Origin of the sequence: Nocardioides sp. AE5, from assembly GCF_031844485.1 — a bacterium.
Classification (GTDB): Bacteria; Actinomycetota; Actinomycetes; order Propionibacteriales; family Nocardioidaceae; genus Nocardioides.
Genome location: NZ_JAUZVI010000001.1, coordinates 514,247 through 537,466, shown reverse-complemented (window position 1 = coordinate 537,466; position 23,220 = coordinate 514,247). Strand labels below are relative to the sequence as shown.

At 70.3% G+C, this 23,220-nt stretch carries 30 protein-coding genes; 29 read left to right on the top strand and 1 reads right to left on the bottom strand.

Going from position 1 to position 23,220, the window contains the following annotated elements; genetic code table 11:
• The first annotated feature begins 57 nt into the window (after window positions 1-57).
• From Q9R27_RS02570 to Q9R27_RS02555, 4 genes are all read left to right on the top strand, one after another.
• A complete protein-coding gene (locus tag Q9R27_RS02570; RefSeq protein ID WP_311250752.1) occupies window positions 58-1,179 on the top strand; it encodes a flagellin in 1,122 nt (373 codons plus the stop codon).
• Between the two features lie 149 nt (window positions 1,180-1,328).
• Complete coding sequence (gene fliD / locus Q9R27_RS02565; RefSeq protein WP_311250751.1) at window positions 1,329-2,648, top strand: flagellar filament capping protein FliD; 1,320 nt, start codon at window positions 1,329-1,331, stop codon at window positions 2,646-2,648.
• Window positions 2,649-2,659: 11 nt separating this feature from the next.
• Window positions 2,660-3,058 (top strand): flagellar export chaperone FliS, encoded by a 399-nt coding sequence (fliS, locus tag Q9R27_RS02560; RefSeq protein ID WP_311250750.1) that lies wholly within the window; start codon window positions 2,660-2,662, stop codon window positions 3,056-3,058.
• Window positions 3,055-3,408 carry a hypothetical protein gene (locus Q9R27_RS02555; RefSeq protein ID WP_311250749.1) on the top strand — a complete coding sequence of 118 codons (354 nt, stop codon included), beginning with the start codon at window positions 3,055-3,057 and terminating at the stop codon, window positions 3,406-3,408. The genes fliS and Q9R27_RS02555 overlap by 4 nt, the downstream gene beginning before the upstream one ends.
• A gap of 133 nt (window positions 3,409-3,541) precedes the next feature.
• Here Q9R27_RS02555 and Q9R27_RS02550 read toward each other — a convergent pair whose 3' ends face one another.
• A complete protein-coding gene (locus tag Q9R27_RS02550; RefSeq protein WP_311250748.1) occupies window positions 3,542-4,588 on the bottom strand; it encodes a chemotaxis response regulator protein-glutamate methylesterase in 1,047 nt (348 codons plus the stop codon).
• 129 nt (window positions 4,589-4,717) lie between these two features.
• On the opposite strand from Q9R27_RS02550, the gene Q9R27_RS02545 reads away from it, so the two are divergent.
• The 25 genes from Q9R27_RS02545 to fliP all read left to right on the top strand — a co-directional run bounded on the left by Q9R27_RS02545 (window position 4,718) and on the right by fliP (window position 23,216).
• Window positions 4,718-5,590 (top strand): protein-glutamate O-methyltransferase CheR, encoded by an 873-nt coding sequence (locus tag Q9R27_RS02545; RefSeq protein ID WP_311250747.1) that lies wholly within the window; start codon window positions 4,718-4,720, stop codon window positions 5,588-5,590.
• A 4-nt stretch (window positions 5,591-5,594) separates the two neighbouring features.
• On the top strand, window positions 5,595-5,978 hold the full coding sequence (locus tag Q9R27_RS02540) for a response regulator (protein ID WP_311250746.1): 384 nt from the start codon (window positions 5,595-5,597) through the stop codon (window positions 5,976-5,978).
• On the top strand, window positions 5,975-6,448 hold the full coding sequence (locus tag Q9R27_RS02535; protein ID WP_311250745.1) for a chemotaxis protein CheX: 474 nt from the start codon (window positions 5,975-5,977) through the stop codon (window positions 6,446-6,448). Before Q9R27_RS02540 ends, Q9R27_RS02535 begins: the two co-directional genes overlap by 4 nt.
• Window positions 6,445-6,810, top strand: coding sequence for a response regulator (locus tag Q9R27_RS02530; protein WP_311250744.1), 366 nt, complete (start codon window positions 6,445-6,447; stop codon window positions 6,808-6,810). Before Q9R27_RS02535 ends, Q9R27_RS02530 begins: the two co-directional genes overlap by 4 nt.
• Window positions 6,810-7,289 carry a hypothetical protein gene (locus Q9R27_RS02525; RefSeq protein ID WP_311250743.1) on the top strand — a complete coding sequence of 160 codons (480 nt, stop codon included), beginning with the start codon at window positions 6,810-6,812 and terminating at the stop codon, window positions 7,287-7,289. The genes Q9R27_RS02530 and Q9R27_RS02525 overlap by 1 nt, the downstream gene beginning before the upstream one ends.
• 209 nt (window positions 7,290-7,498) lie before the next feature.
• Window positions 7,499-7,852 carry a flagellar basal body protein gene (locus tag Q9R27_RS02520; protein ID WP_311250742.1) on the top strand — a complete coding sequence of 118 codons (354 nt, stop codon included), beginning with the start codon at window positions 7,499-7,501 and terminating at the stop codon, window positions 7,850-7,852.
• The gene (locus Q9R27_RS02515; RefSeq protein ID WP_311250741.1) at window positions 7,852-8,244 is read left to right on the top strand and encodes a flagellar basal body rod C-terminal domain-containing protein; all 393 of its coding nucleotides are present in this window, start codon (window positions 7,852-7,854) and stop codon (window positions 8,242-8,244) included. The genes Q9R27_RS02520 and Q9R27_RS02515 overlap by 1 nt, the downstream gene beginning before the upstream one ends.
• A complete protein-coding gene (fliE, locus tag Q9R27_RS02510; protein ID WP_311250740.1) occupies window positions 8,244-8,555 on the top strand; it encodes a flagellar hook-basal body complex protein FliE in 312 nt (103 codons plus the stop codon). Before Q9R27_RS02515 ends, fliE begins: the two co-directional genes overlap by 1 nt.
• A gap of 2 nt (window positions 8,556-8,557) precedes the next feature.
• The gene (gene fliF / locus Q9R27_RS02505; RefSeq protein ID WP_311250739.1) at window positions 8,558-10,153 is read left to right on the top strand and encodes a flagellar basal-body MS-ring/collar protein FliF; all 1,596 of its coding nucleotides are present in this window, start codon (window positions 8,558-8,560) and stop codon (window positions 10,151-10,153) included.
• Between the two features lie 2 nt (window positions 10,154-10,155).
• Complete coding sequence (gene fliG, locus Q9R27_RS02500; RefSeq protein ID WP_311250738.1) at window positions 10,156-11,166, top strand: flagellar motor switch protein FliG; 1,011 nt, start codon at window positions 10,156-10,158, stop codon at window positions 11,164-11,166.
• Window positions 11,150-11,875 (top strand): FliH/SctL family protein, encoded by a 726-nt coding sequence (locus Q9R27_RS02495; protein ID WP_311250737.1) that lies wholly within the window; start codon window positions 11,150-11,152, stop codon window positions 11,873-11,875. Before fliG ends, Q9R27_RS02495 begins: the two co-directional genes overlap by 17 nt.
• An 85-nt stretch (window positions 11,876-11,960) precedes the next feature.
• Window positions 11,961-13,277 carry a FliI/YscN family ATPase gene (locus Q9R27_RS02490; protein ID WP_311250736.1) on the top strand — a complete coding sequence of 439 codons (1,317 nt, stop codon included), beginning with the start codon at window positions 11,961-11,963 and terminating at the stop codon, window positions 13,275-13,277.
• Window positions 13,274-13,723 carry a flagellar FliJ family protein gene (locus Q9R27_RS02485; RefSeq protein WP_311250735.1) on the top strand — a complete coding sequence of 150 codons (450 nt, stop codon included), beginning with the start codon at window positions 13,274-13,276 and terminating at the stop codon, window positions 13,721-13,723. The genes Q9R27_RS02490 and Q9R27_RS02485 overlap by 4 nt, the downstream gene beginning before the upstream one ends.
• Window positions 13,720-14,658, top strand: coding sequence for a transglycosylase SLT domain-containing protein (locus Q9R27_RS02480; RefSeq protein ID WP_311250734.1), 939 nt, complete (start codon window positions 13,720-13,722; stop codon window positions 14,656-14,658). Before Q9R27_RS02485 ends, Q9R27_RS02480 begins: the two co-directional genes overlap by 4 nt.
• 434 nt (window positions 14,659-15,092) lie before the next feature.
• On the top strand, window positions 15,093-15,848 hold the full coding sequence (locus Q9R27_RS02475; RefSeq protein WP_311250733.1) for a flagellar hook-length control protein FliK: 756 nt from the start codon (window positions 15,093-15,095) through the stop codon (window positions 15,846-15,848).
• 11 nt (window positions 15,849-15,859) lie between these two features.
• Entirely contained in the window at window positions 15,860-16,288 is a 429-nt protein-coding gene (locus tag Q9R27_RS02470) for a flagellar hook capping FlgD N-terminal domain-containing protein (protein ID WP_311250732.1), read from the top strand.
• Between the two features lie 39 nt (window positions 16,289-16,327).
• Complete coding sequence (locus Q9R27_RS02465; protein ID WP_311250731.1) at window positions 16,328-17,182, top strand: flagellar hook-basal body complex protein; 855 nt, start codon at window positions 16,328-16,330, stop codon at window positions 17,180-17,182.
• Between the two features lie 311 nt (window positions 17,183-17,493).
• Window positions 17,494-17,775: a flagellar FlbD family protein gene (locus Q9R27_RS02460; protein ID WP_311250730.1), complete on the top strand. Its 282-nt coding sequence runs from the start codon at window positions 17,494-17,496 to the stop codon at window positions 17,773-17,775.
• Entirely contained in the window at window positions 17,775-18,533 is a 759-nt protein-coding gene (locus Q9R27_RS02455; RefSeq protein ID WP_311250729.1) for a flagellar motor protein, read from the top strand. Before Q9R27_RS02460 ends, Q9R27_RS02455 begins: the two co-directional genes overlap by 1 nt.
• A 1-nt stretch (window position 18,534) precedes the next feature.
• The gene (locus tag Q9R27_RS02450; protein WP_311250728.1) at window positions 18,535-19,446 is read left to right on the top strand and encodes a flagellar motor protein MotB; all 912 of its coding nucleotides are present in this window, start codon (window positions 18,535-18,537) and stop codon (window positions 19,444-19,446) included.
• Entirely contained in the window at window positions 19,443-19,877 is a 435-nt protein-coding gene (fliL, locus tag Q9R27_RS02445; RefSeq protein ID WP_311250727.1) for a flagellar basal body-associated FliL family protein, read from the top strand. The genes Q9R27_RS02450 and fliL overlap by 4 nt, the downstream gene beginning before the upstream one ends.
• A gap of 107 nt (window positions 19,878-19,984) precedes the next feature.
• The gene (locus Q9R27_RS02440) at window positions 19,985-20,965 is read left to right on the top strand and encodes a flagellar motor switch protein FliM (protein ID WP_311250853.1); all 981 of its coding nucleotides are present in this window, start codon (window positions 19,985-19,987) and stop codon (window positions 20,963-20,965) included.
• Window positions 20,962-21,813, top strand: a complete 852-nt coding sequence (gene fliN, locus Q9R27_RS02435; RefSeq protein WP_311250726.1) for a flagellar motor switch protein FliN — start codon at window positions 20,962-20,964, stop codon at window positions 21,811-21,813. Before Q9R27_RS02440 ends, fliN begins: the two co-directional genes overlap by 4 nt.
• Before the next feature lie 3 nt (window positions 21,814-21,816).
• A complete protein-coding gene (locus Q9R27_RS02430) occupies window positions 21,817-22,389 on the top strand; it encodes a flagellar biosynthetic protein FliO (protein ID WP_311250725.1) in 573 nt (190 codons plus the stop codon).
• Complete coding sequence (fliP, locus tag Q9R27_RS02425; RefSeq protein ID WP_311250724.1) at window positions 22,386-23,216, top strand: flagellar type III secretion system pore protein FliP; 831 nt, start codon at window positions 22,386-22,388, stop codon at window positions 23,214-23,216. The genes Q9R27_RS02430 and fliP overlap by 4 nt, the downstream gene beginning before the upstream one ends.
• Window positions 23,217-23,220: the final 4 nt, after the last annotated feature.

The window sequence follows — 23,220 nt, the reverse complement described above, 5'->3', positions numbered from 1 at the left end:
TTCGCAGCACCCAAGGACGGGAACTGTGAAAGCGACTCAATCCAGGAGGGAACCATCATGAGTCTTCGCATCAACCAGAACATCGACGCCTTCAACTCCTACCGCAACCTGTCGGTCACGCAGGGCCAGATGAGCAAGTCGCTGGAGAAGCTGTCCAGCGGTTTCCGCATCAACCGTGCCGCCGACGACGCTGCCGGTCTGGCCATCTCCGAGGGCCTGCGCTCGCAGGTCGGTGGTCTGAAGGTCGCGGCCCGCAACGCCCAGGACGGCATCTCGGTCGTGCAGACCGCTGAAGGTGCGCTGACCGAGGTCCACTCCATCCTGCAGCGGATGCGTGACCTGGCCGTCCAGGCATCGAACGATTCCAACAACGGCAACGCGCGGGCGAACATCACCGCCGAGGCCAACCAGCTCCAGTCCGAGCTGGGCCGGATCGCCTCGTCGACCAACTTCAACGGCACCAACCTGCTGGACGGCACCGCTGGCACGCTCGCCTTCCAGGTGGGCGCGGACGGCAATGCGAACAGCCGGATCGACGTGGACCTGACCACGGCCAACGTGGCCAACGTGGCCAACGCGCTGACCTCCGGTGGCGGCAACTCGTACGCCGTCGTCACCCCGACTGCGGTCACCGGCAACTGGACCTTCACCACCACGGGCGTGGCGGCCACCTCCACGGTCGCCATGGGTGCGGCCGGCAGCCTGCACACGGTCGACGACGTGGCCAGCAAGCTCAACGCGGACGCTGGCTTCTCGGCCAACTTCCGGGCCACGGTCAACGCCAACAACGAACTGGTGGTCAACGCCACCAACGGCGGCACCCTGGCCACCACTGCTCCGGGCACCGGCGGCGCAGCGGGTGCGGCCGTGGTGGGCGGCATCTCGTTCGCCAGCCACTCCGACGCCCAGGCGGCCATCGGTGCGATCGACTCGCAGATCCAGACGATCTCGACCGCTCGCGCCAACCTCGGTGCACTGCAGAACCGCTTCGAGCACACCATCAACAACCTCAACGTGGCCGTGGAGAACCTGTCGGCCTCCGAGAGCCGGATCCGCGACACCGACATGGCCGCCGAGATGATGAACTTCACTCGGGCCCAGATCCTGTCGCAGGCCGGGACCGCGATGCTCGCCCAGGCCAACCAGGCCCCGCAGGGCGTGCTGCAGCTGCTCCGCTGATCCACCGGTCGCGACCCGCGAGCCCCTGACGGGTCGCGATCCCCCGGCTCCGGCCGGACCCAAGCCCTCGGGCGAGGTGCGGGCCATTCGCTCCTCGCCCGAGGCGCATCGGGGGAATCAGTCTTGAGCAACGCGGAGCGGAGGATCCAATGGCGACCAGCAGCATCAGCGGCCTGGCGACTGGCCTCGACACGGCCGGCATCATCGACCAGCTGATGCAACTGGAGGCGCTCAGCCAGAACAAACTGGTCAACCGCCTTTCCGGGGAGAAGTCCACCCTGGCCAGCCTGCAGTCCCTCAACAGCGCCACCGCCGGCCTGGCATCCAAGGCGGCGGCATTGAAGGACCCCGCGAACTGGACACCGATCACCGCGACCAGCTCCCACGACTCAGTCCGGGTCAGCGTTGGTGCCGGCGCCCAGCAGAGCTCGTTCTCGATGAGCGTCGACCAGGTCGCCACCCGGCACCGGCTGCAGTTCACGGCCGCCGCTTCTCTTGACGACATCATCGTCGCCGGCGGCACCACGCTCCGGCTCACGGTCGGCGGAGAGACCCGGGGGCTCGAGACCGACGACGGCACCCTGGCGGGCGTGGTCCGGGCACTGAATGCATCCGGCACTGGTCTCACCGCCACCACGGTGAAGTTGGACGACGGATCCCACAAGTTGCTGGTCCAGAGCATCGGCACCGGGGCGGCAGAGCAGTTCACGTTGACCAACAGCGACGGGTCTGACCTGCTGTCCGGGGCCGTGGTGAACGCCGCGCAGGACGCACGGATCACGATCGAGGGCAACACGGTCCACTCCTCGACCAATACCTTCACCGACGTCGTCCCCGGGCTGACCATCACGCTGGGCGCCGACTCGGCCGGCTCCACCAGCCACGTCGTCGTCGGGAACGACGCGTCCTCGTCATTGAGCACGGTCAAGGCCCTGGTCGACCAGGTCAACTCCCTGATCGGCACGATCAGCTCCTCCACGTCGTACAGTGCGGTCACAAAGTCCAGCGGTCCCCTCGCGGGTGTCTCTGCCGCCAAGGCGCTGGCCACCGCACTGCAGGGCGCGCTCTATCCGGCGGACAACACGTCGATGGCCGGCTTCGGCCTGGAGGTCGACCGTTACGGCAAGTTCGTGCTCGACGAGGAGAAGTTCACCGCCGCGCTGACTGCCGATGCGGCCGCTGTCGCCGCTGCCTTCACCGGGGCGGGTGGCTTCGGAGCCCGCATCGAGTCGGTCGCCAAGGGGGCCAGCGACAGCGTCTCCGGCACCTTGACCGCAGCGATCACCGGCCGCAACAGCGCCATCTCCGACCTGGAGCAAGGCATCGAGGTCTGGGACCGTCGCCTCGAGTTGCGCCGCAGCAACCTGGAACGCCAGTACGCCGCCCTCGAGGTCGCCCTCGAGGCCATGAACTCCCAATCCAACTGGCTCAGCAGCCAGATCGCGTCCCTGAACAGCTCGAGCAGCTGAAGGAGCCTGAGATGAATCCCACCGCCCGCAACGCCTATCTGGCCTCGTCGGTGACCACGGCGAGCCCGGCCCGGCTGCTGGTGATGCTGCTGGAGCGGCTCGTGCTCGACATCGAGCGCGGGCTCGAGGCGCAGCAGTCCGGTGACCACCAGGCGGCACATAACCAGTTGATCCACGCGCAGGACATCGTGGTGGAACTCTCCACCAGCCTGCGCCCCGACGTCTGGGACGGGGCCGCGAACATGGCCGCCCTCTATGACTTCCTGGGCCGCCAACTGACCCAGGCCAACATCCGCCGCGACCCGGCCACGACGGCCTCCAGCCTCGAGCTGGCCCGGCAGATCTGTGACACCTGGCGCGAGGCGGCCCTGGTTGCCGCCGCGCCGGCTGGTGTGGTGGCCGCGGGATGAGGAATCGACCGTACGCCGCCTGGGCCGCGGCGCTGGACCAGCTCGAGGCCAACGTCGACGAGCTCGCGTTGTGGCTGGAGACCCTGGGGCCCCATGCCGCTGCCGAGGAGGTGCCCGAGATGGCGCCGCCAGCCCTGTTGAGCGGCCCGTGGACGGTGCCGGACCTGCCCGGGCCGATCCCGGTTGAGATGGTGCCCCGGGCCCAGTCGATCGCGGTGCGCCAAGCCGCCGTACGAGCCGCCCTCGAGGGCCAGCGCGACCACGTCCGCGACCACCTGCGCCTGGCCCGCAAGGTCGACGGCGCGACGGGTCGCCCGAGCCGGGCGGCGTACCTGGACCTCCAGGCCTGACCTCTCAGCCCCCGCTGCGGCGCCGCATGCGGTGCATATGCACCCGATCGGCCCTCGAATCACCGGATCTGGGGCCGTTCGGGTGCATATGCGCGCGAACGCGCCCGCCACCAACCCGGATAAGTGCCGGGCCTCAGCGGACCAGCGCCGACAACCGCGCCGCGACCCGGTCCAGCGGCACGACCTCGTGGGCCAGCCCGGCCTCGGCAACGGCGCCGGGCATCCCCCACACCACCGAACTGGCCTCGTCCTGGACCACCACCACGGCGCCTCGCCGGGCCAGGCCCTCGACACCGGCAAGGCCATCGGTGCCCATCCCGGTGAGTACGACGGCCAGGGTGTTGCCGCCGAAGGTGGCCAGGGCGGAGTCGAAGAGTACGTCGACGGCCGGGCGGCAGAAGTTGACCGGCTCGGACTGGTCCAGCCGGGCCACCACCCGGGGGCCCTCACGAACCAGGCGCAGGTGGAAGTCGCCGGGGGCGAGCAGCGCCAGCCCCGGTCGCAGCACGTCCCCGTCGGCGGCCTCGCGGACCTCGAGGCCCGAGAGGCGGTCGAGCCGTTCGGCGAGCATCCGGGTGAAGACCGGCGGCATGTGCTGCACGATCACGATCGGCACCGGGAAGTCGGCGGGCAGCGCGGCAAAGATCAGGGCCAGCGCGTCAGGGCCACCGGTGGAGCAGCCGAGCACGACCACTTCGGGGCCCTGGGCCAGGACCGACGCCGGTACGACGGGCGGTCGCGCAGGCGCGGTGCGCGGAGTGGCCGCGACGCGTCGTACGCCGGCCAGCGCCTTGACCCGTGGCACCAGTTGCTCGCGCACCATCGCCACGCCCTGGGCCACTCCCCCGGCCGTCGCCGACGGCTTGGTCAGGTAGTCCGAGGCGCCCAGGGAGAGCGCCTCCAACGTCTGGCGGGCGCCGCGCTCGGTGAGGGTGGAGAACATGATGACGGCCTGGCGCGGGTGCCGTTCCCGGATCACCTTGAGCGCATCGAGCCCGTCGAGTGCGGGCATCTCGATGTCCAGGGTGATCACGTCGGGAGCGAGTTCGTCGGTGCGCTCGATCGCCTCGAGCCCGTTGACCGCAGTGCCGACCACCTCGATCTCGGGGTCGTCGGCCAGCGCGGTGGTCACCAACCGGCGTACCAACGCCGAGTCGTCCACCACGAGCACCCTGATCACCCCTGACTGATCGGCAGCCAGGAGGTGTCGTTGAGGGATGCCGGCCCACCAATGCGGGTGCGCGCAGACTCAGTGCCCGAATGCGCCCGAATGCCTCAGGAACGTGCCCACCTGTCCGATCAGAGCAGCGTGACCCTCTCCCCCTCCAGCTTCGCTGCCATCGCGGCCCTCACCCGGCGTGAGACCGCGATGCTCTATGAGCCTGGCAAGGAATACCTCGTCGAGGCGAGGCTCCTCCCACTTGCCAGGGCAGCGGGCTGTGAGGATGTAGATGCGTACGTCGCACTGGTGCTGCGTGATCGGGTGCACCAGCAAGCGGCGATGGACGCGTTGACGATCAACGAGACCTCGTGGTTCCGGGACAACGCCCCCTACCAGGCGTTCACCGAGGTGATGTTGCCGGCGATGCTCCAGGCCCGCGCCCACACCCGGCAGCTGACGATCTGGTCGGCTGCCTGCTCCAGCGGGCAGGAGGCCTACTCACTGGCGATGCTGCTGGACCAGCACCTGCCGGCGGGGTGGAGCGCACGGATCGTGGCCACCGACATCTCGACCTCCATGCTGGAGCGGGTGCGCACCGGGCGCTATTCGATGGTGGAGATGAACCGTGGGCTGCCGGCCACGCTGCTGGTCAAGCACTTCACCCGGGTCGGTTCGGAGTGGGAGATCTCCGCGGACCTGCGCTCGATGGTGGAGACCCGCCACCTCAACCTGGCCGGGCCGTTCCCGGCACTGCCGACGTTCGACATCGTCTTCCTGCGCAACGTGCTGATCTATTTCGACCTCGACACCAAGCGGGACATCCTGCGCCGGGTGCGTTCGGTGACCAGCCCGGACGGCTACCTGCTGCTCGGCTCCACCGAGACCACCCTCGACATGGAGACGCACTGGATCCGCGAGCCCGCCGGACGGGTGCAACTGCACCGACCCATCGCGGGCCCGACCTCCGCCAGCGCGACCGCCGTGGCCCGCGCACCCCAGACCGCCCTGACAGGAGCCTGAAGCCATGCATGCGCTGATCATCGACGACTCCCGCACGATGCGGATCATCCTGCGCCGGATCCTCGGCGACCTCGGATTCACCACCGCCGAGGCCGGGGACGGCCAGCAGGCGCTCGACGCCATTGCCGCCGGACCGGTGCCCGACCTGTGCCTGGTCGACTGGAACATGCCGGTGATGGACGGGTACACGTTCGTGCAGCGGGTCCGGGCCAACGCCGAGCACCGCAACATCACGCTGATGATGGTGACCACCGAGAGCTCGCACGGCCACGTGGTCAAGGCACTCGCGGCCGGTGCGCACGAATACGTGATCAAGCCGTTCACGCCCGAGGCGATCACCGAGAAGCTGGAGTTGCTCGGCCTGGTCCGGAACGGGGTCCCGGCATGAACGCGCTGCACACCGTCACCACCCCCGAGGCCGAGGACGTCCTGGCCATGGCGGGCGAGGTCTGGGCGACGTTCCTCGGCGAGGAGCCGCTGCTGCCGGCCGGGCCGGCGGAGCAGGCGCCCGGCTGGTCGGCTGCCGTCACCGTGACCGGCGCGTGGCCCGGCATGGTGGTCATCGAACTCTCCACTGCCGCCGCGCATGCGGTGGCCACCCGGATGCTGGGTACGCCGCAGGCAGACGAGGCCGACACCACCGACGCCGTCGGTGAACTGGTCAACATCGTCGGCGGCAACGTGAAGAGCCTGATGCCCGAGCCCAGCGTGCTCTCCCTGCCAGTGGTGACCACGGGCCGGATCGCGGTGCCCACCGGCCAGGTCGAGGTGGTCCGCCTCGACCTGGAATGGCTGGGCGAGCCCGTGGCGCTGCGGGTGCACGCCCACGACGACTCCACCGAAGGAGGGATCCGGTGAAGATCCTGATCGCCGACGACAGCCGGGTGATGCGCCAGATCGTGCTGCGCACCCTGCGCCAGGCGGGCCATGACGGCCACGAGATCGTCGAGGCGGAGAACGGCCTGGATGCGTTCGAGAAGATCGCCGCGCATCACCCCGACCTGGTCCTCTCGGACTGGAACATGCCGGAGATGAACGGGATCGACCTGCTGGACCGGCTCCGCGCCAGCGGATCGACAGTCCCGTTCGGCTTCGTCACCTCCGAGGGATCACCGGAGATGCGGCAGCGCGCCGAGGCTTCCGGTGCCCTCTTCCTGATCGCCAAGCCGTTCACCCCCGAGGCCTTCGACGAGGCCCTGCGCGCCACCGGACTCGTCTGATGACCAGCCACCTGCCGGCACCGCTGCAGATCCGCGAACTGTTCGGTGACCTGCTCGGGCGCGAGGTGACCCTCAGCCCGTCCGCCCCGTTGGCGCCGGGCCCGGCCATGCCGGCCACGATCGCGTCGTACGTCGACGACGTGCTCCAGTTGCGTGCCCTGGTGGTCTGCGACCTGCCACTGTCGGCGTACGCCGGAGCCGCAATCGGCCTGGTGCCCCAGGGCCAGGCCGAGGACGCAATCACCGACGGAGCGTTGACCGACCCACTGGCGGAGAACCTCTACGAGGTGCTCAACATCGCCGCATCGCTCTTCAACGTGGACGGGGCCGCCCACGTGAAACTGCACGCGATGGCCCCCGCCGGCGGGCCGATGGACCCACAGCTGATGGCACGCGCCCTTACCCTGGGCCGCCGTGAGGACCTGGCCGTGAGCATCAATGGGTACGGCGACGGGCGACTCTCGATCGTCCTGGTGTGACTGCACCGCTGTTCGAGCACTGGATGATCATGCAGTCGGATGCATGAACGGATAGCCCAAAAGGACTATGCCGCCCACCCGACTGGTCACGATCACCGAAACCCCCAAAGGTTCGGGATCACGGGACCGAAGAGGACACACGAGCAAGGGATGGCTCACCCCCGCCGACGGAACGGCACCGCAACGACCGGATCCACCGGAGGTCGGGCATGTCCCTTTCTGGTCCAGACGCCATCACGAGCATCCTGCATGCCTCGATCACGGGCGTCTCGGTGCGGCAGAACGTCATCGCCGACAACATCGCCAACGTCGACACCCCCGGCTACATCGCCACCAGCGTCGACTTCGAGTCCTCACTGCGCTCGGCGATCGCTGACGGCGAGCTCTCCGGCATCGACATCGAGCGCACCGCCACCAACACCCCGGTCGGCCCGAACGGCAACAACGTCGACCTGCGCAAGGAGACCCTGGCCGCGGTGCAGTCCCAGTTCCAGTACCAGGTGCTCTCCCGGGCGATCACCGACCACCACAACCTGCTGAAGATTGCCGCAGGTGCCATGTGATGGGTGCCTTCGACACGCTCCGCATCGCCGGCTCCAGCCTCGGCATGCACCAGGTCTGGCTGGACACCCTGGCGCACAACATCGCCAACGTGAACACGGCGCGCAGCACCGACCAGACGGCCTTCCAGGCCCAGATGGTGATCGCCCGCTCCCAGGAGGGCGGCGGCGTCGAGGTCAACGGCATCGCCCTGAGCGACCCCACCGGCCGCGTCGTCCACGACCCCACCCACGAGCTGGCTGACGCCGACGGCTACGTCCGGCTGCCCGAGGTCGACCTGGCCAGCCAGATGAGCCAGTTGATCATGGCCCAGCGCGGCTACCAGGCCTCGGTCCAGGTCACCAAGAACGCACAGGAGACCTACTCCAGCGCCCTGCAGATCGGGCGTTCCTGATGAGCATCGGTGGCATCGAGTCCGTCGGCTTCACGCCGTACGTCGCCCCCCAGGTGGGCGCCCCGTCCACCGTGGCGCGGGCCGAGGGCAGCAGTTCCTTCTCCGACATGGTGATCGACGGCATCGAGCGGCTCGAGGGCGTGCAGGACAAGGCGGACGGCCTCGCGGTCCAGGCCGCCACCGGCAACCTGGAGAACATCCACGACTACACGATCGCCGCAGCCGAGGCGCAGGTCGCCACCCAGCTCACCGTGGCGCTGCGCAACAAGGCCGTTGAGGCGTTCACCGAGATCATGCGGATGCAGGTGTGAGGATGAAGCAGAACATCACCGCGGCCCTGGGCCGCTACCGCGACACCTTCAGCGCCTTCTCCACCGCGCAGAAGGCGATCGTGCTGATCGGCGCCGGAGCACTGCTCCTGGCCGGGTTCATGGTCTTCCGCTGGGCAGCCACCCCCAGCTATGCGCCGCTCTACGCCAACATGGCCTCCGCCGACGCCGCCGCCGTCATCGACGAGCTCGACGCCCAGGGCGTGAAGTACACGATCACCAACAACGGCTCCACGATCATGGTGCCCAAGGATGACGTCTACGCCACCCGGATCGCGCTGAGCGGCAAGGGCCTGCCCTCGTCCTCCAGCAACGGCGGCTATGAGCTGCTCGACGGGCAGAGCTTCACCACCGGCGAGTTCAAGCAGCAGACCGACTTCAAGCGGGCCATGGAAGGCGAACTGGCCAAGACCATCGAGGCGATGGACTCCATCAACACCGCCGTGGTCCACCTGGCCCTGCCCGCCCAGCGGGTCTTCGCCGACGAGCAGGACCCCGCCACCGCCTCGGTGCTGGTCAAGACCAGCCCCGGCACCAGCCTGGCCCCGCAGAACGTGCAGGCCATCGTGCACCTGGTCGCCTCCTCCATCGAGGGACTCGACCCGGCCCGGGTCACCGTCGCGGACGCCAGCGGCCAGGTGCTCACCACCGACGACTCCGTCACCGGCGCCGCCAGCACCCGCAACCAGCAGGTGCAGGAGTTCGAGACCCGGATGCGCAACCAGGTCCAGGCCACCCTCGACCGGCTCGTCGGACCCGGCAACTCGACGGTCCAGGTGACCGCCAACCTCAACTTCGACAACACCCGCACCGAGACCCGCACCTACACCTCCGACCCCGACCAGGCGCCGCTGTCGGAGACCACCCAGTCCGAGACCTACACCGGCACCGGCAACGACACCGGAGCCACCGGCGTCGTCGGTCCTGACGGCCAGATGGAGAACCTCACCGAGGGCGAGGGCAACAACTCCTCCTATTCCAAGGAGTCGACCACCCGCGACAACGCGGTCAACTCGACCACGGAGTTTCGCGAGACCGCCCCCGGCGGGGTGCAGAGCATGCACGTCGGCGTGATGATCGACAACCGTGCCGCGATGGCCCTGGACACCAACGAGATCAACCAGTGGGTGGTCGCTGCCACCGGCATCGACGCCGAGCGCGGTGACACGGTCCGGGTCTCCGCGATGCCGTTCGACCGCAGTGCCGAGGAGGCCATGCAGGCCGAACTCGACGCCGCCGCTGCAGCCGACGCCGCGGACCGCCGCAACGACCTGATCCGCGACGTCGCCCTGGTCGGCGCCGTGCTCCTCCTGGTCGCCTTCGCCTTCTGGCGCGAGCGCCGCCGCAGCAAGGAACGTGCCCGCGCCACGTCGTACGTCGTGGAGCAGCTGCGCAACGAGACCGCGCTGGCCGCCCCCGAACCCGCCCCCGAGATGGAGCCGGCGACCGCACTGCTGGCCCTGGAGGCCAACGAGGCGAGCGAGAACGAGCGTCTCCAGCACGAGCTGATCGACCTCGTCGAGCGCCAGCCCGAGGACGTCGCCGCCCTGCTCCGTGGATGGCTGGTGGACCGACCGTGAACATGGCACTCACCAGCACCGCCGGCGTACGCAAGGCAGCCATCCTGCTGATCCAGCTCGGCCGCGACCGCGCCTCCCAGGTGCTCTCCCACCTCAGCGAGGCGGACGTGGAGCGCGTCTCCGCAGAGATTGCCCGGCTCGAATCGATCAGCGGCACCGAGACCGAGCAGGTCCTGGCCGAGTTCCACGCGATGGCCCAGGCCCGTGCCCACATCAGCCAGGGTGGCCTGGAGTTCGCCCAGCAGTTGCTTGAGCAGTCGCTGGGTGCGGAGCGGGCCGGCGAGATCATGGAGCGGCTCAACGCCGCGGCGATCCAGATGCCGTTCCAGTTCCTGCACCGCGCCGACCCCTCGCAGCTGCGCAGCTTCATCGTCAACGAGCACCCGCAGGTGATCGCCCTGGTGCTGGCCCACATGACCCCGGACAAGGCCTCGCTGCTGCTCTCCGGCCTGCCCTCGGACCTGCAGGCCCAGGTGGCGCACAGGATCGCGGTGATGGACCAGACCTCACCCGAGATCATCCGGATGGTCGAGGCCCAACTGGAGCGGAAGTTCTCCTCCATGCTGCAGCCCAGCGAGCTCTCCCGAGTGGGTGGCGTGGACCCGCTGGTCAACATCATCAACCGCTCCGACCGCTCCACCGAGCGCCAGATCGTCGAAGGCCTGGAGGCGTTCGACGCCGCCCTGGCCGACGAAGTGAAGAGCCGGATGTTCATGTTCGAGGACATCGTCACCATCGACGACCGCTCCGTGCAGCAGGTGCTGCGCCAGGTCGACTCCGCCGAACTGGCCCTGGCCCTCAAGGGCGTGCCCGACGTGGTCCGCACCAAGATCACCAGCAACCTCTCCGAGCGTGCCGCGGAGAACCTGCTGGAGGAGGTCGAGTTGCTCGGCGCCGTCCGCCTCACCCAGGTCGAGGAGGCCCAGCAGTCGATCATCCGCACCATCCGCCAACTCGAGGAGCAGGGCCAGATCCTGATCCGCCGTGGGAACGACGATGACTTCGTCGAGTGAGGCCCGGGTGGGTGCGCCGGTGCTGCGCGGGGAGTCGGCCACCGCCGTCACCGTGCTGCCGGCCCCCGACCTGCGCCAGGGCACCTGGACCCGGCTGGGCACCGGCGCAGCCGTCGGCGACCCGGTCACCGAGCGGACCCTGGATGCACTGGCTGCGACCACTCGCGATGCCGCCCGCGCCCAGGGGTACGCCGTGGGGTGGGCCGAGGGCCGCCGGCGCGCCGAGGAACAGGCCCGCACCGAAGCCGCCGAGGTCGCCCGCCAGCACGCCGCGGACCGGGCCCGCCAGGCCAGCGAGCACGAGGCCGCCGTAGCCGCCCTGCACGCAGCCGCCGCCCAACTCCACGAGCAGGCCGCCCTGGTCACCGCCCGGATCGAGGAGCAGGGCACCGAACTCGCCTGGGCCTTGACCCGGGAACTGGTCGGCGCCGAACTGCGGATCGCGCCCGCCTCCGACGTCGTACGCCGGGTGCTCGCCGTCCTCCCCGACGAGCCGATGGTCCGCGTTCGCCTCCACCCGGGCGAAGCGGCCGCGCTGCCCGCGCGCGACCTGGCCGACCGGGGCGTCGCGGTCGACGCCGACGCGACCCTCGCACCGGGCGACGCCGTCGTCGAGTGCGCCGACCGGGTCATCGACCTGCGGATCAGCGCAGCCATGGAGCGGGTCGCTGCCGCGCTGGAGCAGGCACCCCACGGAGGCATCCGATGAGCGTGAGGAGCCCCCACGGAGGTACGCCGAGGGACGAGGTGTGCCGGAGTGAGGCACCGCAGCGGTCGAGCAGGAGGACGCAGCGATGAGCGTGCTGACTGCCCCGATCCGTGAGCGCGCCCTGGCCGCCACCGCCCCGCTCCGCCTGGGCCGGGTCGCCGAGGTGGTCGGTCTCCAGTTGCGCGTCACCGGCCTCGACGCCGCCATCGGCGACCTGGTCGAGATCTCCTCGGCCGACCCTGCCCAGGGGCCGGTGCTCGCCGAGGTCGCGGCCGGCACGCCCAGTGGTCTGGTCTGCCTTCCCCTCGGACCCACCACCGGGCTGCAGGTCGGCTCGCCGGTGCACCACAGCGGTGGACCGCTCACCATCGGCGTCGGGACCGAACTGCTCGGCCGGGTCCTCGACGGCCTCGGCCGCCCCAGTGACGGCGGGCCCAGCCTGGCGCACCTGGACCGGGTCAGCGTCGAGCACCCCGCCCCTGAGGCGATGGACCGCCCCCGGATTGACACCCAGCTCGGCCTCGGCGTCCGCGCACTGGACGCCCTGGTCCCCGCCGGGCGCGGACAGCGCCTGGGCATCATGGCCGGTTCCGGCGTCGGCAAGTCCAGCCTGCTCTCGATGATCGCGCGCGGCACCGAGGCCGAGGTCTCCGTGATCGCCCTGGTCGGCGAGCGTGGTCGCGAGGTCCGCGAGTTCATCGAGAACGACCTCGGACCCGAGGGGATGGCCCGCTCCGTGCTGGTGGTGGCCACCTCGGATGCCCCGCCGGTGGAGCGGCTCCGCGCCGCCTTCGTGGCCACCCGGATCGCCGAATGGTTCCGCGACGGCGGGCGGGACGTCGTCCTGATGATGGACTCGCTCACCCGGGTCGCGATGGCCCAGCGCGAGATCGGCCTCTCCGCCGGGGAACCGCCCGCCACCCGCGGCTACCCGCCGAGCGTCTTCGCGCTGATGCCGCGGCTGTTGGAGCGCGCCGGCACCAACCCGCACGGATCGATCACCGGCCTCTACACGGTGCTCGTCGAGGGCGACGACATGCAGGACCCGATCGGCGACACCGCCCGCTCGATCCTGGACGGACACGTGGTGCTCTCCCGGCGCCTGGCCACCTCCGGCCACTTCCCCAGCATCGACGTGCTCGAGTCGATCTCCAGGGTCACCTCCGCGGTCACCACGCGCGAGCAGCGCGCCGATGCCACCACGCTGCGCCGGATGCTGGCCGCGCACCGCGACGTACGCGAGCTGGTCGAGATCGGCGCCTACGTCTCCGGCGCCGATGCCGATGCCGACGCCGCACTCGCCCGGATGCCCGCGATCAACGCGTTCCTGCGCCAGGCGATGGACGACAGTACGCCGACCGAGGCCACCTGGCAGCGGCTCAACGCCCTGGTGGCGCCATGAGCGCCCGGCAGGCCGACGCCGGCATGCGCGCCGTGGCCCGGGTGCGCGGCGTACGTGAGCAGGACGCCCGACTGGGACTGACCGCGGCACTCGCCGAACGGCGCCAGTGCGAGCAGCGCGTTGCCGACGTACGCCGACGGCTCACCGCCGGCGACGGGTTCAGCGCCGGCACCGGGGCGGAGCTCGCCACCCGACGCGCCACGATGACCAGCCTGGGCGAGGAGTTGCGCTCCGCCGAGGAAGCGCTGGCCACCGCACACCGCCTGGCCACGGTCGCCCAGGGCCACTGGAGCGAGGCGAAGACCCGGCTCAGCGCAGTGGAGATGCTGCTCGAGCGCCGCGCTGCCGAGCGCCGCGTCGAACGGGCCCGCCGCGAGGCCGCCGAGCTCGACGACATCGCCGGCCAGCTGGTCCAGCGCCGCGCCCGCTCCGGGGGTGAGCGATGAGCGTCATCGACGTGCACGCCCGGATCCAGCAGATCCAGGTCCAGCTCGCCCAGCTGCATCAGGTCGGCCGCCCCGTCGCCGCCACCTCGACCGCCTTCGCCGAGCAACTGGCCGCCACCACCGCGACCACCCCCACCGAATCGGCGGGCGGCACGGTGACCGGTGACGCGGTCGTCGCCGAGGCGAAGAAGTACCTCGGCGTCCCCTACGTCTGGGGAGGCACCGACCCGGCCAGTGGCCTGGACTGCTCGGGCCTGGTCCAGCTGGTGCACAAGAATCTGGGCATCGACCTGCCGCGGGTCTCCTGGCAGCAGGCGACCGCCGGGCAGCCGGTGGCCGGCGGCCTGGCCAACGCCACGCCGGGCGACATCCTCGCCTTCGGCTCCCCGGTCGACCACGTCGGCATCTACCTGGGCAACAACCAGATGATCGAGGCGCCCCGGCCCGGCAAGAACGTCCAGATCAGCGAGGTGTGGGCGACTCCGACCGCGGTACGCCGCGTGGTTGCCGATGCCCCGGTCACCGGCGTCGCTGTCACTGGCACCGTCTCGCCGAGCACGCCGTACGCCGTCCTCTTCAACACCGCCGGCGCCACCCACGGCGTCAGCCCGGCCCTGCTTGCCGCCGTGGCCCGCCAGGAGTCCGGGTTCGACCCGAGCGCGGTCAGCCATGCCGGGGCACAGGGGCTGATGCAACTGATGCCCGCGACGGCGCGCGGACTGGGCGTGACCAACCCGTTCGACCCGACCCAGGCCGTCGACGGTGCCGCCCGGTTGCTGTCGGACCTGCTGGACCGCTTCGGCAGCACCGAACTCGCGCTGGCCGCCTACAACGCCGGTCCGGGTGCGGTGCTGCGCCACGACGGGATCCCGCCCTATCGCGAGACTCAGAACTACGTGTCCTCCGTGATGGGGATGTTGGGAGGCACCCGATGAGCATCCTGCCGCTGCTGCCGCCGACGGTATCGCCGGCCGCGCCGCTCTCTGCCGAGGCCGGCTCGGACGAGGCTGCCCAGGGGTTCGCCGCCCTGCTGGCTGGCCTGATGGGCGACGGTGCGCCGCAAGCGTCTCGTTTGCAGTCACCTGGTGACAGTGAACGACACGACAACGAGGGGGATTCACTGGCTGGTGCCGTGCTTGCGGATGTGCGTGGGGTGGCTGCGCTGGCTGTGGCTGGGGTGGGTGCCGCTCCTACTGATGTGCGTGGGGTGGCTGCCCCGGTTGTGGCTACGGTGGGTGCCGCTCCCACTGATGGTCGCGGGGTGGCCGCGCCGGTTGTGGCTACGGTGGGTGCCGCTCCCACTGATGGTCGCGGGGTGGCCGCGCCGGTTGTGGCTACGGTGGGTGCCGCTCCCACTGATGGTCGCAGGGTGGCTGCGCCGGTTGTGCCTGCTGCTGGTGCCGCGCTCGCCGATGGTCGTGGGGTGGCTGCGCCGGTTGTGCCTGCTGCAGGTGCCGCGCTCGCCGATGGTCGCGGGGTGGCTGCGCCGGTTGCGACGACGACCTCCAGCGCCTCGACCGCACCAGCGGCCCCGGGCGACCAGCAGGTCACAGCTACGCAGCAAGTCACACAGGCACAGCCGGTCACGGCAACGCAGGCCACCACACTCGGCCAGCCCACCCCGGGCGCCACTGCCGCCCCCGTGGCCCCGGCCACGGCCCAGGTCGCGGAGCAGATCACCCAACTGGTCACCAGCGCAGGCAGTGCCAACGGCACCCACCGGGTCACCCTCAAGCTGCAGCCGGAGCAACTCGGCGACGTACGCGTGGTGCTGACCGTGCGGGACGGGGCGATGCACGTGCAGCTCGCCGCCCACGACACCGCGGCCCGCACCCTGCTCGAGGACGCCCCCGAGTTGCGGCGCCTGCTCGACCAGCTCGGCGCAGCGGACTCCCGGGTCTCGGTGCGCGAGATGGGCACCACCGCCCAGGGTCAGGACGGCGCCTGGACCGGTGACCGCGACCAGGCTGCCGGCTCGGGCGGCCAGCACCAGATGGAGCACGACCGGGCACGGACGCCCGGCCACCACACCGCCACGGATGGCACCACCGATGCAGCCCCCGGGCTGCAGCACACCCGCCAGGCCACCCCGCACCCCGGTGCGGGACTCGACCTGACCATGTGAGGAGGGAAGCCATGTCCATCCCGGCAACCGAAGCGGTGTCCGGCGCGAGCGCCGGCATGTTCGGCCAGTCCGCCGTCAGCGCCTCGGCAGAGGACAAGCAGATGTTCCTGGAGTTGATGGTCGCGCAGTTGCGTTACCAGGACCCCTTGAACCCGACCGACTCCAGCGCGTTCCTGGCCCAGACGGCCCAGTTCAACTCGCTCGAGCAGATGACCAAGGTGGCCGAGGCCACCACCACCGCGATGAACATGCAACTGGCCTTCGGCGCCAGCGGCCTGGTCGGCAAGGACGTCACCTGGACCGACGCGGACGGCAACGCCGTCCAGGGCCGGGTCAGCGGCGTGACCTTCTCCAGCGAGGGCCCCCTGCTCGACGTCGACGGGACCCCGGTCGCCCTCACCTCCATCGCCGCAGTGCGCAACACCGACTCCGCCGCCTGATCCAGGACCACCGAACCTCCACAGACAAGGAAACACATCATGCTTCGTTCACTCTTCGCCGGCATCTCCGGACTGCGCACCAACCAGACCATGCTGGACGTCACCGGAAACAACATCGCCAACGCCAACACCACCGGGTTCAAGGCCAGCGGCACCGTCTTCTCCGACACCCTGAGCCAGATGCTCACCGGCGCCTCGGCCGCCAACGCGAACAACGGCGGCACCAACCCGATCCAGGTCGGGCTCGGCGTCCAGCTCGCCGCCACCCGGACCAACTTCCTGCAGGGCTCGGCCCAGATGACCGGCAACACCACCGACCTGATGATCCAGGGCGACGGGATGTTCGTCATCCGCGAAGGCAACGAGCAACTCTTCACCCGCGCGGGCGCGTTCAACTTCGATGAGACCGGCACCCTGGTCACCACCTCCGGCAAGCGCGTCCAGGGGTTCGCCCTCGACGCCGCGGGCCAGCCCACCGGCGGCCTGACCGACATCACGATGGACACCGCGAACGTGGTGCCGGCGGTCCCGGCCGGCGTCGAGCTGACGTCGTACAGCATCGGCAGCGACGGGATCATCCGCGGCGTCTTCGACGACGGCGTCCAGCGCAACCTGGCCCAGGTCGCGATCGCCGACTTCAACAACCCGCTCGGCCTGGAGAAGGTCGGTGACACCGCCTTCCGCGCCTCGGCCAACTCCGGCGCCCCCGAGATCGCCGTCGCCGGGCAGGGCAGCCGCGGCACCCTGATGTCGGGTGCGGTGGAGATGTCCAACGTCGATCTGGCCGCGGAGTTCACCAACCTGATCCTCGCGCAGCGTGGCTTCCAGGCCAGCTCGCGGGTGATCACCACCTCCGACTCGGTGCTTGAGGAACTGGTCAACATCAAGCGCTAGGTCATGGTGATGGGCGCCTGACTCCGCGCATTGCGGGCCACGGCGTCACCCGACACGACCCCGACCGGCGTGCCCCCGCGACCCCTTGCGCGAGGCACCCGGTCACCCCGGAGGTCCAGGTCCCCGGCGGTCCTGGCGAGCCACATCTCGCCGGCGGCTGTCGGGGACCTTCTTCATGCCGCGCAACGGGACGGCGTACCCGGGAGATCGACCACCCCCCACATCCCTCAGGTCACGGGCCTGGCTGCCGATGGTGATCCTCGAAGGGCCACGGACGGCCCCGAGCAGCAACAGCACAAGGACGGTGCGCCATGATTTCGTTGACCCGACTCTCGGGCTCCCGGTTCATCCTGAACTCGGACCTGATCGAGCGCGTGGACGCGACCCCGGACACGGTGGTCACCCTGGTCGACGGCAAGAAGCACGTCGTCCAGGAAGACCCGGCCGCGATCGTCACTGCTGTCCGCGAGCACCGGGCCTGGATCGTCGCCCTCTCCTCGGTGCTGCCGGCCACCACACCCGAACCCGACCTCGCCGAGGAACAGCCGTTCCTGGCGCCGGTGAAGACCCTGCCCACGAACCGGGAGGCGTGATGGATCCCGCAACCCTGCTCGGGCTGGGCCTGGCGTTCGTCTTCATCATCGTCGCCAACATCATCGAGGGCGGCAACCCGATGCACATGCTGCTCCTGCCGCCGATGCTGCTGGTCTTCGGCGGCACCATCGGGGTGACCATCGCCGGCGGCACCATGGCCGACATGAAGAACGCGGTGAAGTCCGCCAAGCGCGCCTTCACCGGCAAGACCGAGGCCGACGCCGACATCATCGAGACGATCGTCGACCTGGCCGACACCGCCCGCAAGGAGGGCCTGCTCGCCCTGGAGGACAAGCTCCGCGCGATCGACGACCCGTTCCTGGTCAAGGGCGTCACCCTCGCCGTCGACGGCACCGACCACGAGGAACTGCGCGACATCCTCGAGGCTGAGGTGCACGCCAAGAAGAAGACCGACAAGCAGTCGGCGAAGTTCTTCACCGACGCCGGTGGCTATGCGCCCACGATCGGCATCGTCGGCACCGTGATGAGCCTGGTCCACGTGCTGGGCAACCTGTCCAAGCCCGACGAGCTCGGCCACATGATCGCGGCCGCCTTCCTGGCCACCCTGTGGGGCGTGCTCAGCGCCAACGCACTGTGGCTGCCGATCGCGGCCAAGCTGAAGCGGATCAGCGACCTCGAGGTCAACCGGATGGAAATGGTGATCGAGGGCGTCAGCGCGATCCAGGCCGGATCCAATCCCCGGATCGTCGCGCAGAAGCTGCGCTCCCTGGTCAGCGACGACGCCGAGGCGGCCTGAGATGGCACGGCGGGGCAAGAAGCGCGAGCTCGAGGAGGAGCACGAGAACCACGAGCGGTGGCTGGTCTCCTATGCCGACATGATCACCGTGCTGATGGCGCTGTTCATCGTGCTCTTCGCGATGAGCCAGGTCGACGAGACGAAATATCAGGAACTCAAGGAGAGCCTGCGTTCCGGCTTCGGGCAGAGCGGCGTGATGATGCACGAGAAGAACACGGTGCTCAACGGCCAGGGCGCCACGGTCAGCAGCGCGATCGTCCCGGACGCGGAACTGGAGGGGCTCACCCCCGAGCAGGTGCAAATGGTCGACCGGGCCATCAACCGTGAGGAAGTCCTGGCCCACCAGCGCCGGGTCGCCGAGGCCCAGAACGAGGCCGACCGGCTCGACGAGGTACGCCGCCGGCTCGAGGCGGCCCTGGCCGCGCACGGACTCGAGGACGACGTACAGGCCACGATCGACGACCGCGGCCTGGTGATCAGCATGGTCTCGCGCCACGTCGTCTTCGACCTCGACCTGGCCACGCTGACCGACCGCGGTCGCGAGGTGGTCGACACGCTCGCCCCGGTGCTGCGTGACATCGACGACCCGTTGCAGGTCGACGGCCACACCAACCAGGCGCCGGGCAAGCCGCGCTACTACGCCTCGGACTGGGACCTGGCCTCGGCGCGGGCGATCACCGTGCTGCGCCACCTCAACGAGCAGGGCGGGATCGACAAGACCCGCCTCTCCGCCTCCTCCTACGGGATGGAGCGCCCCCTGGTCGACCCGGACAAGCCGGGCTCCCAGGACGTGAACAAGCGCGTCGACATCGTGGTGCTCACCTCGCTGCCGGCCGAATCGCGCGAACTGCTCGGCGAGCAGGACCCGCGCGCCGCCCAGACCAGCGCCAACGACGAAGGACGGACATCATGACCATGACCGCACTCCCCCAGGACCAGGCCGAGGCGACCGAGGAGCCGCGCTCGCGCAAGAAGCTCGCACTGGTCGTGGTCGTGGTGCTGCTGCTCGCCGCCGGTGGCGCCTGGCAGTTCCTGCTGCGCCCGAGCGGCCCGAGCGAACCGGAGCCCGGCCAGGTGCTGCCGTTGACCGCTCTCCAGGTGAACCTGGCCGGCGGTCACTACCTGCGCGTGGGGCTGGCGCTGCAACTGGCCGAGGGCGCGGACGAGGTGGACGGCTCGCGCGCCCTCGACATCACCATCGACCTGCTCAGCGGCCGCACCGTGGCCAGCGTCACCGACCCGGAGCAGCGCCGGGCACTCAAGGAGGAGCTCTCCACCCTGATCCGCGAGGCGTACGACGAGGAGGTCCTGGAGGTCTACTTCACCGACTTCGTGACCCAATGACCTGAGCGGAGGCATCCACCGATCGGTCAGGTCGGACCACCCGAACGGGCTGGTCCGAATGGGCTATCCGGCTCCCCCGGTGGGCCAGCATTTGCGGATTGCCTCAGGTGGATCCGTCGTACGCCGATCCCTCCGGCGTGAACCCGACCGTCGCACCACCCGCCCCCGAGCAGGGCCTGCGTGCGCGTCGGCGCGCCGCGACGAAGCAGCCGGTCGCCTACGACTTCCGCCGCCCGATCCAGCTCTCCCGGGAGCACTCGCGGATCCTGCAACTCGGCTTCGACTCGTTCGCCCGCCAGGCCACCACCCTGTTCACCTCCTCGCTGCGCCGGGTCTGCGAGGTCGGCCTCTCCTCGATCGACCAGCGCACGTACGCCGAATACATCGACTCGCTCGACCCGATGACCTACATGACGCTCTTCAGCGTCGACCCGATGCCGGGTGTGGGCATGGTCGAGTTGCCGCTGGCGGCAACCATGTCGTGCGTCGACCACATGCTCGGTGGGCCCGGCAGCGCCACCCAGCCGCTGCGCCACCTCTCCGACATCGAGGGTGCCGTGATGAGCGGCCTGGTGGAGCGCCTGCTCGGCGAGATGCGCTACGCGATGGCCCAGATCGTGGCCCTCGAGCCGCGCGTCACCGGCAAGGAATACAGCCCCCAGTTCGCCCAGATGGCTGCCGCGTCCGAGGTGATGGTGGTGACCGAGTTCGCCCTGCGCATCGGCGACCAGGCACACCGGATGACGCTGTGCCTGCCCTTCACCGGGTTGCTGCCGCACCTGGCCCAGGCCGCTGCCCCGGCGCCAGCCTCGGATCGCGAGCGGGCCCAGCGGGTGCGCGCCGCCGAGCTGCTGCGGGCCAGCTTCGACACCGTCCCGGTCGACGTCCACGCCCGCCTTCGCCCCACCGAACTGGGGCCCGACGTGCTCTCCGCGCTCACCGTGGGTGACGTCGTACGCCTGGCCCACCCGTCCTCGGCCCCGATCGACGTCACCGTCGACGGCACCGTCTTCGCCCACGCCACGATCGGGGCCCGCGGGCCCCGCCTGGCGGCACTGATCGTCGGCATCCCCCAGGAGGAATCATGACCAGCGACCTGACCGGCAACGAGCTCGCCCAGGCGGTCGCGGCGGAGGTCGCCGCGGTGCTCCCGGCCGCGCTCCCGCTCACCGCGTCGGTGGCACAGCCCGGCAACGAGCACGTCACGGCCGCCTTCGCCGGCGCCGTCGTGGCCGAGGTGAACGGCGCCCGCTCCGGCGTCGCCGCGATCCTGGTCGGCAACGACCTGGTCGAGGCGATGGCCAACTCGCCGCTCGGCGGGCTGGACCTGGCTGCCGCCACCCAGCCGGCCATCGACACGCTCGCCCGCAGCCTCTCCCTGGCCGCCGGCGCGGCCGCCCAGGTGGAGATCGACACCGTCGTCGCCACCATGGCCGGTCCGTTCACCGTGGTCCCGCTGATCGGTGCCGGCATCGACGCGGCTGTCCTGGTCCAGGACCGCCTCCTGGAGCAGGTGCGCGGGCCTGAGTTCACCGCCGGCGCAACCCCCGTCCCGCCCGCTCCCGCCCAGCCCACTTCGGCCGGGTCGCCGTCCGTCGGCACCGTCCCGGGGCAGGCGCACGCCCAGCCGGCGCCCGTGCACGCCGTCCCCACTCCCCAGCCGGAGCAGGCAGTCCCGGCAGCGGGCCGGCGTGGCATCGAGATGCTGCACGGCGTGGTGATGGAGGTGACCGTCGAGCTGGGCCGCACCCGGATGACGGTGCGCGACCTGCTCGCCCTCTCCCCGGGCGCCGTCCTGGAACTCGACCGCGCCGCCGGCAGCCCGGCGGACCTGCTGGTCAACGGCCGCCTGATCGCCCGCGGCGAGGTCGTCGTGGTCGATGAGGACTTCGGCCTGCGGATCACCGAGGTGCTCGACGAAGCGGCCGCGAGCTGACCCGTGCTCGAGCTCACCGTCCGCCTCGTCTTCTCGCTCGCGGTGGTCGTCGGCCTGTTGCTGATGATCGCCCGCCTGAGCGCGCGACGATTCCGCAGCCAGTCCGGGGCCACCATCACGGTGGTCCAGCGGCAGGCGCTGACCCGCTCCTCGGCGGTCTCGGTGATCAAGGTCGGTGAGCGAGTGCTGGTGCTGGGCAGCACCGACCAGCAGGTGAACCTGCTGGCCGAACTCGACCCGGACGAACTGGACCTGCCCGAGGCGGACCCGGCCGAGCACGAGGCGTCCGAGGACACCTCCGTCGACGAGGTCCTGCAGCCGCTGGGCCTGGACATCCTCGAGTCCCCGCGCACCGTGCCGGTCCCCGACCTGAGCGCACGAGTCGCCCGGGCTGCCGAGGCCGCGGCAACCGCGGACGCCACCGTCGTACGCCGTGGCGCACACCGCGCCCCCGGAGCGCGCAAGGCGACCCGGCGTACCCACCCGACCGCCTCGTCGGCGACCCCGCTGGCCGGCTCGATCCTGTCCCCGGACACATGGCGCCAGGCAATGGCGGCCCTGCGACGGGCATCATGACCAGCCCGGCGAGCGGGACGGCTCCCGCGCCGCGGCGCACCGGACGGATCGTGGCCCGCGCCCTGGTGCTCGGTGCCCTGGCGATCACCTTCTGGCTCACCCTCGGCGGCACCGCCCACGCGGACCCGGTCGGCCCCAGCGGCCCCGGCGGGCCGGGCAACGACGGCACCATCACGGTCAACCTGGACGGCCTGGTCGACAAGCCGACCAGTTCGGTCAGCGTCATCCTGACCATCACCCTGCTCTCACTGGCCCCCGCCATCCTGCTCACCTGCACCAGCTTCACCAAGATCCTGGTCGTGCTGGGCCTGACCCGCAACGCGCTCGGCTTGCAGCAGACCCCGCCCAACCAGGTGCTGACCGGGCTGGCGCTCTTCCTGAGCCTCTTCATCATGGGCCCGGTGCTGGGACAGATGAACGACGCCGGGGTGCAGCCCTACATGAACGGCGAGAAGTCCCTCTCTGCGGCGTACGACGACGGCATCGAGCCGCTGCGCGAGTTCATGCTCGCCAACGCCGGCGACGACGAGATCCAGTTGCTCACCACCGTCGCCAAGCGTGAGCAGCCCGCCACCCGCGCGGATGTCCCGATGACGACCCTGATCCCGGCCTTCGTGCTCAGCGAGCTGAAGGAAGCGTTCATCATCGGGTTCATCATCTTCATCCCGTTCCTGGTGATCGACATCGTCGTCTCCGGGGCGCTGATGGCGCTCGGCATGATGATGATGCCGCCGGTGATGGTCTCGCTGCCGTTCAAGCTGCTGCTCTTCGTGATGGTCAACGGCTGGGCCCTGGTGATCCAGTCGACGGTCGGAAGTTACGGATAGCTGC

Coding starts and splice junctions, on each gene's coding strand:
- Q9R27_RS02495 (WP_311250737.1), top strand. CDS start 11,150: ATGACTTCGTCGAGTGAGGCCCGGGTGGGTGCGCCGGTGCTGCGCGGG.
- Q9R27_RS02555 (WP_311250749.1), top strand. CDS start 3,055: ATGAGGAATCGACCGTACGCCGCCTGGGCCGCGGCGCTGGACCAGCTC.
- fliD (WP_311250751.1), top strand. CDS start 1,329: ATGGCGACCAGCAGCATCAGCGGCCTGGCGACTGGCCTCGACACGGCC.
- Q9R27_RS02520 (WP_311250742.1), top strand. CDS start 7,499: ATGTCCCTTTCTGGTCCAGACGCCATCACGAGCATCCTGCATGCCTCG.
- Q9R27_RS02480 (WP_311250734.1), top strand. CDS start 13,720: ATGAGCGTCATCGACGTGCACGCCCGGATCCAGCAGATCCAGGTCCAG.
- Q9R27_RS02525 (WP_311250743.1), top strand. CDS start 6,810: ATGACCAGCCACCTGCCGGCACCGCTGCAGATCCGCGAACTGTTCGGT.
- Q9R27_RS02570 (WP_311250752.1), top strand. CDS start 58: ATGAGTCTTCGCATCAACCAGAACATCGACGCCTTCAACTCCTACCGC.
- fliF (WP_311250739.1), top strand. CDS start 8,558: ATGAAGCAGAACATCACCGCGGCCCTGGGCCGCTACCGCGACACCTTC.
- fliN (WP_311250726.1), top strand. CDS start 20,962: ATGACCAGCGACCTGACCGGCAACGAGCTCGCCCAGGCGGTCGCGGCG.
- Q9R27_RS02470 (WP_311250732.1), top strand. CDS start 15,860: ATGTCCATCCCGGCAACCGAAGCGGTGTCCGGCGCGAGCGCCGGCATG.
- Q9R27_RS02450 (WP_311250728.1), top strand. CDS start 18,535: ATGGCACGGCGGGGCAAGAAGCGCGAGCTCGAGGAGGAGCACGAGAAC.
- fliS (WP_311250750.1), top strand. CDS start 2,660: ATGAATCCCACCGCCCGCAACGCCTATCTGGCCTCGTCGGTGACCACG.
- Q9R27_RS02465 (WP_311250731.1), top strand. CDS start 16,328: ATGCTTCGTTCACTCTTCGCCGGCATCTCCGGACTGCGCACCAACCAG.
- Q9R27_RS02490 (WP_311250736.1), top strand. CDS start 11,961: ATGAGCGTGCTGACTGCCCCGATCCGTGAGCGCGCCCTGGCCGCCACC.
- Q9R27_RS02515 (WP_311250741.1), top strand. CDS start 7,852: ATGGGTGCCTTCGACACGCTCCGCATCGCCGGCTCCAGCCTCGGCATG.
- Q9R27_RS02460 (WP_311250730.1), top strand. CDS start 17,494: ATGATTTCGTTGACCCGACTCTCGGGCTCCCGGTTCATCCTGAACTCG.
- Q9R27_RS02485 (WP_311250735.1), top strand. CDS start 13,274: ATGAGCGCCCGGCAGGCCGACGCCGGCATGCGCGCCGTGGCCCGGGTG.
- fliP (WP_311250724.1), top strand. CDS start 22,386: ATGACCAGCCCGGCGAGCGGGACGGCTCCCGCGCCGCGGCGCACCGGA.
- Q9R27_RS02540 (WP_311250746.1), top strand. CDS start 5,595: ATGCATGCGCTGATCATCGACGACTCCCGCACGATGCGGATCATCCTG.
- Q9R27_RS02455 (WP_311250729.1), top strand. CDS start 17,775: ATGGATCCCGCAACCCTGCTCGGGCTGGGCCTGGCGTTCGTCTTCATC.
- Q9R27_RS02535 (WP_311250745.1), top strand. CDS start 5,975: ATGAACGCGCTGCACACCGTCACCACCCCCGAGGCCGAGGACGTCCTG.
- fliL (WP_311250727.1), top strand. CDS start 19,443: ATGACCATGACCGCACTCCCCCAGGACCAGGCCGAGGCGACCGAGGAG.
- fliE (WP_311250740.1), top strand. CDS start 8,244: ATGAGCATCGGTGGCATCGAGTCCGTCGGCTTCACGCCGTACGTCGCC.
- fliG (WP_311250738.1), top strand. CDS start 10,156: ATGGCACTCACCAGCACCGCCGGCGTACGCAAGGCAGCCATCCTGCTG.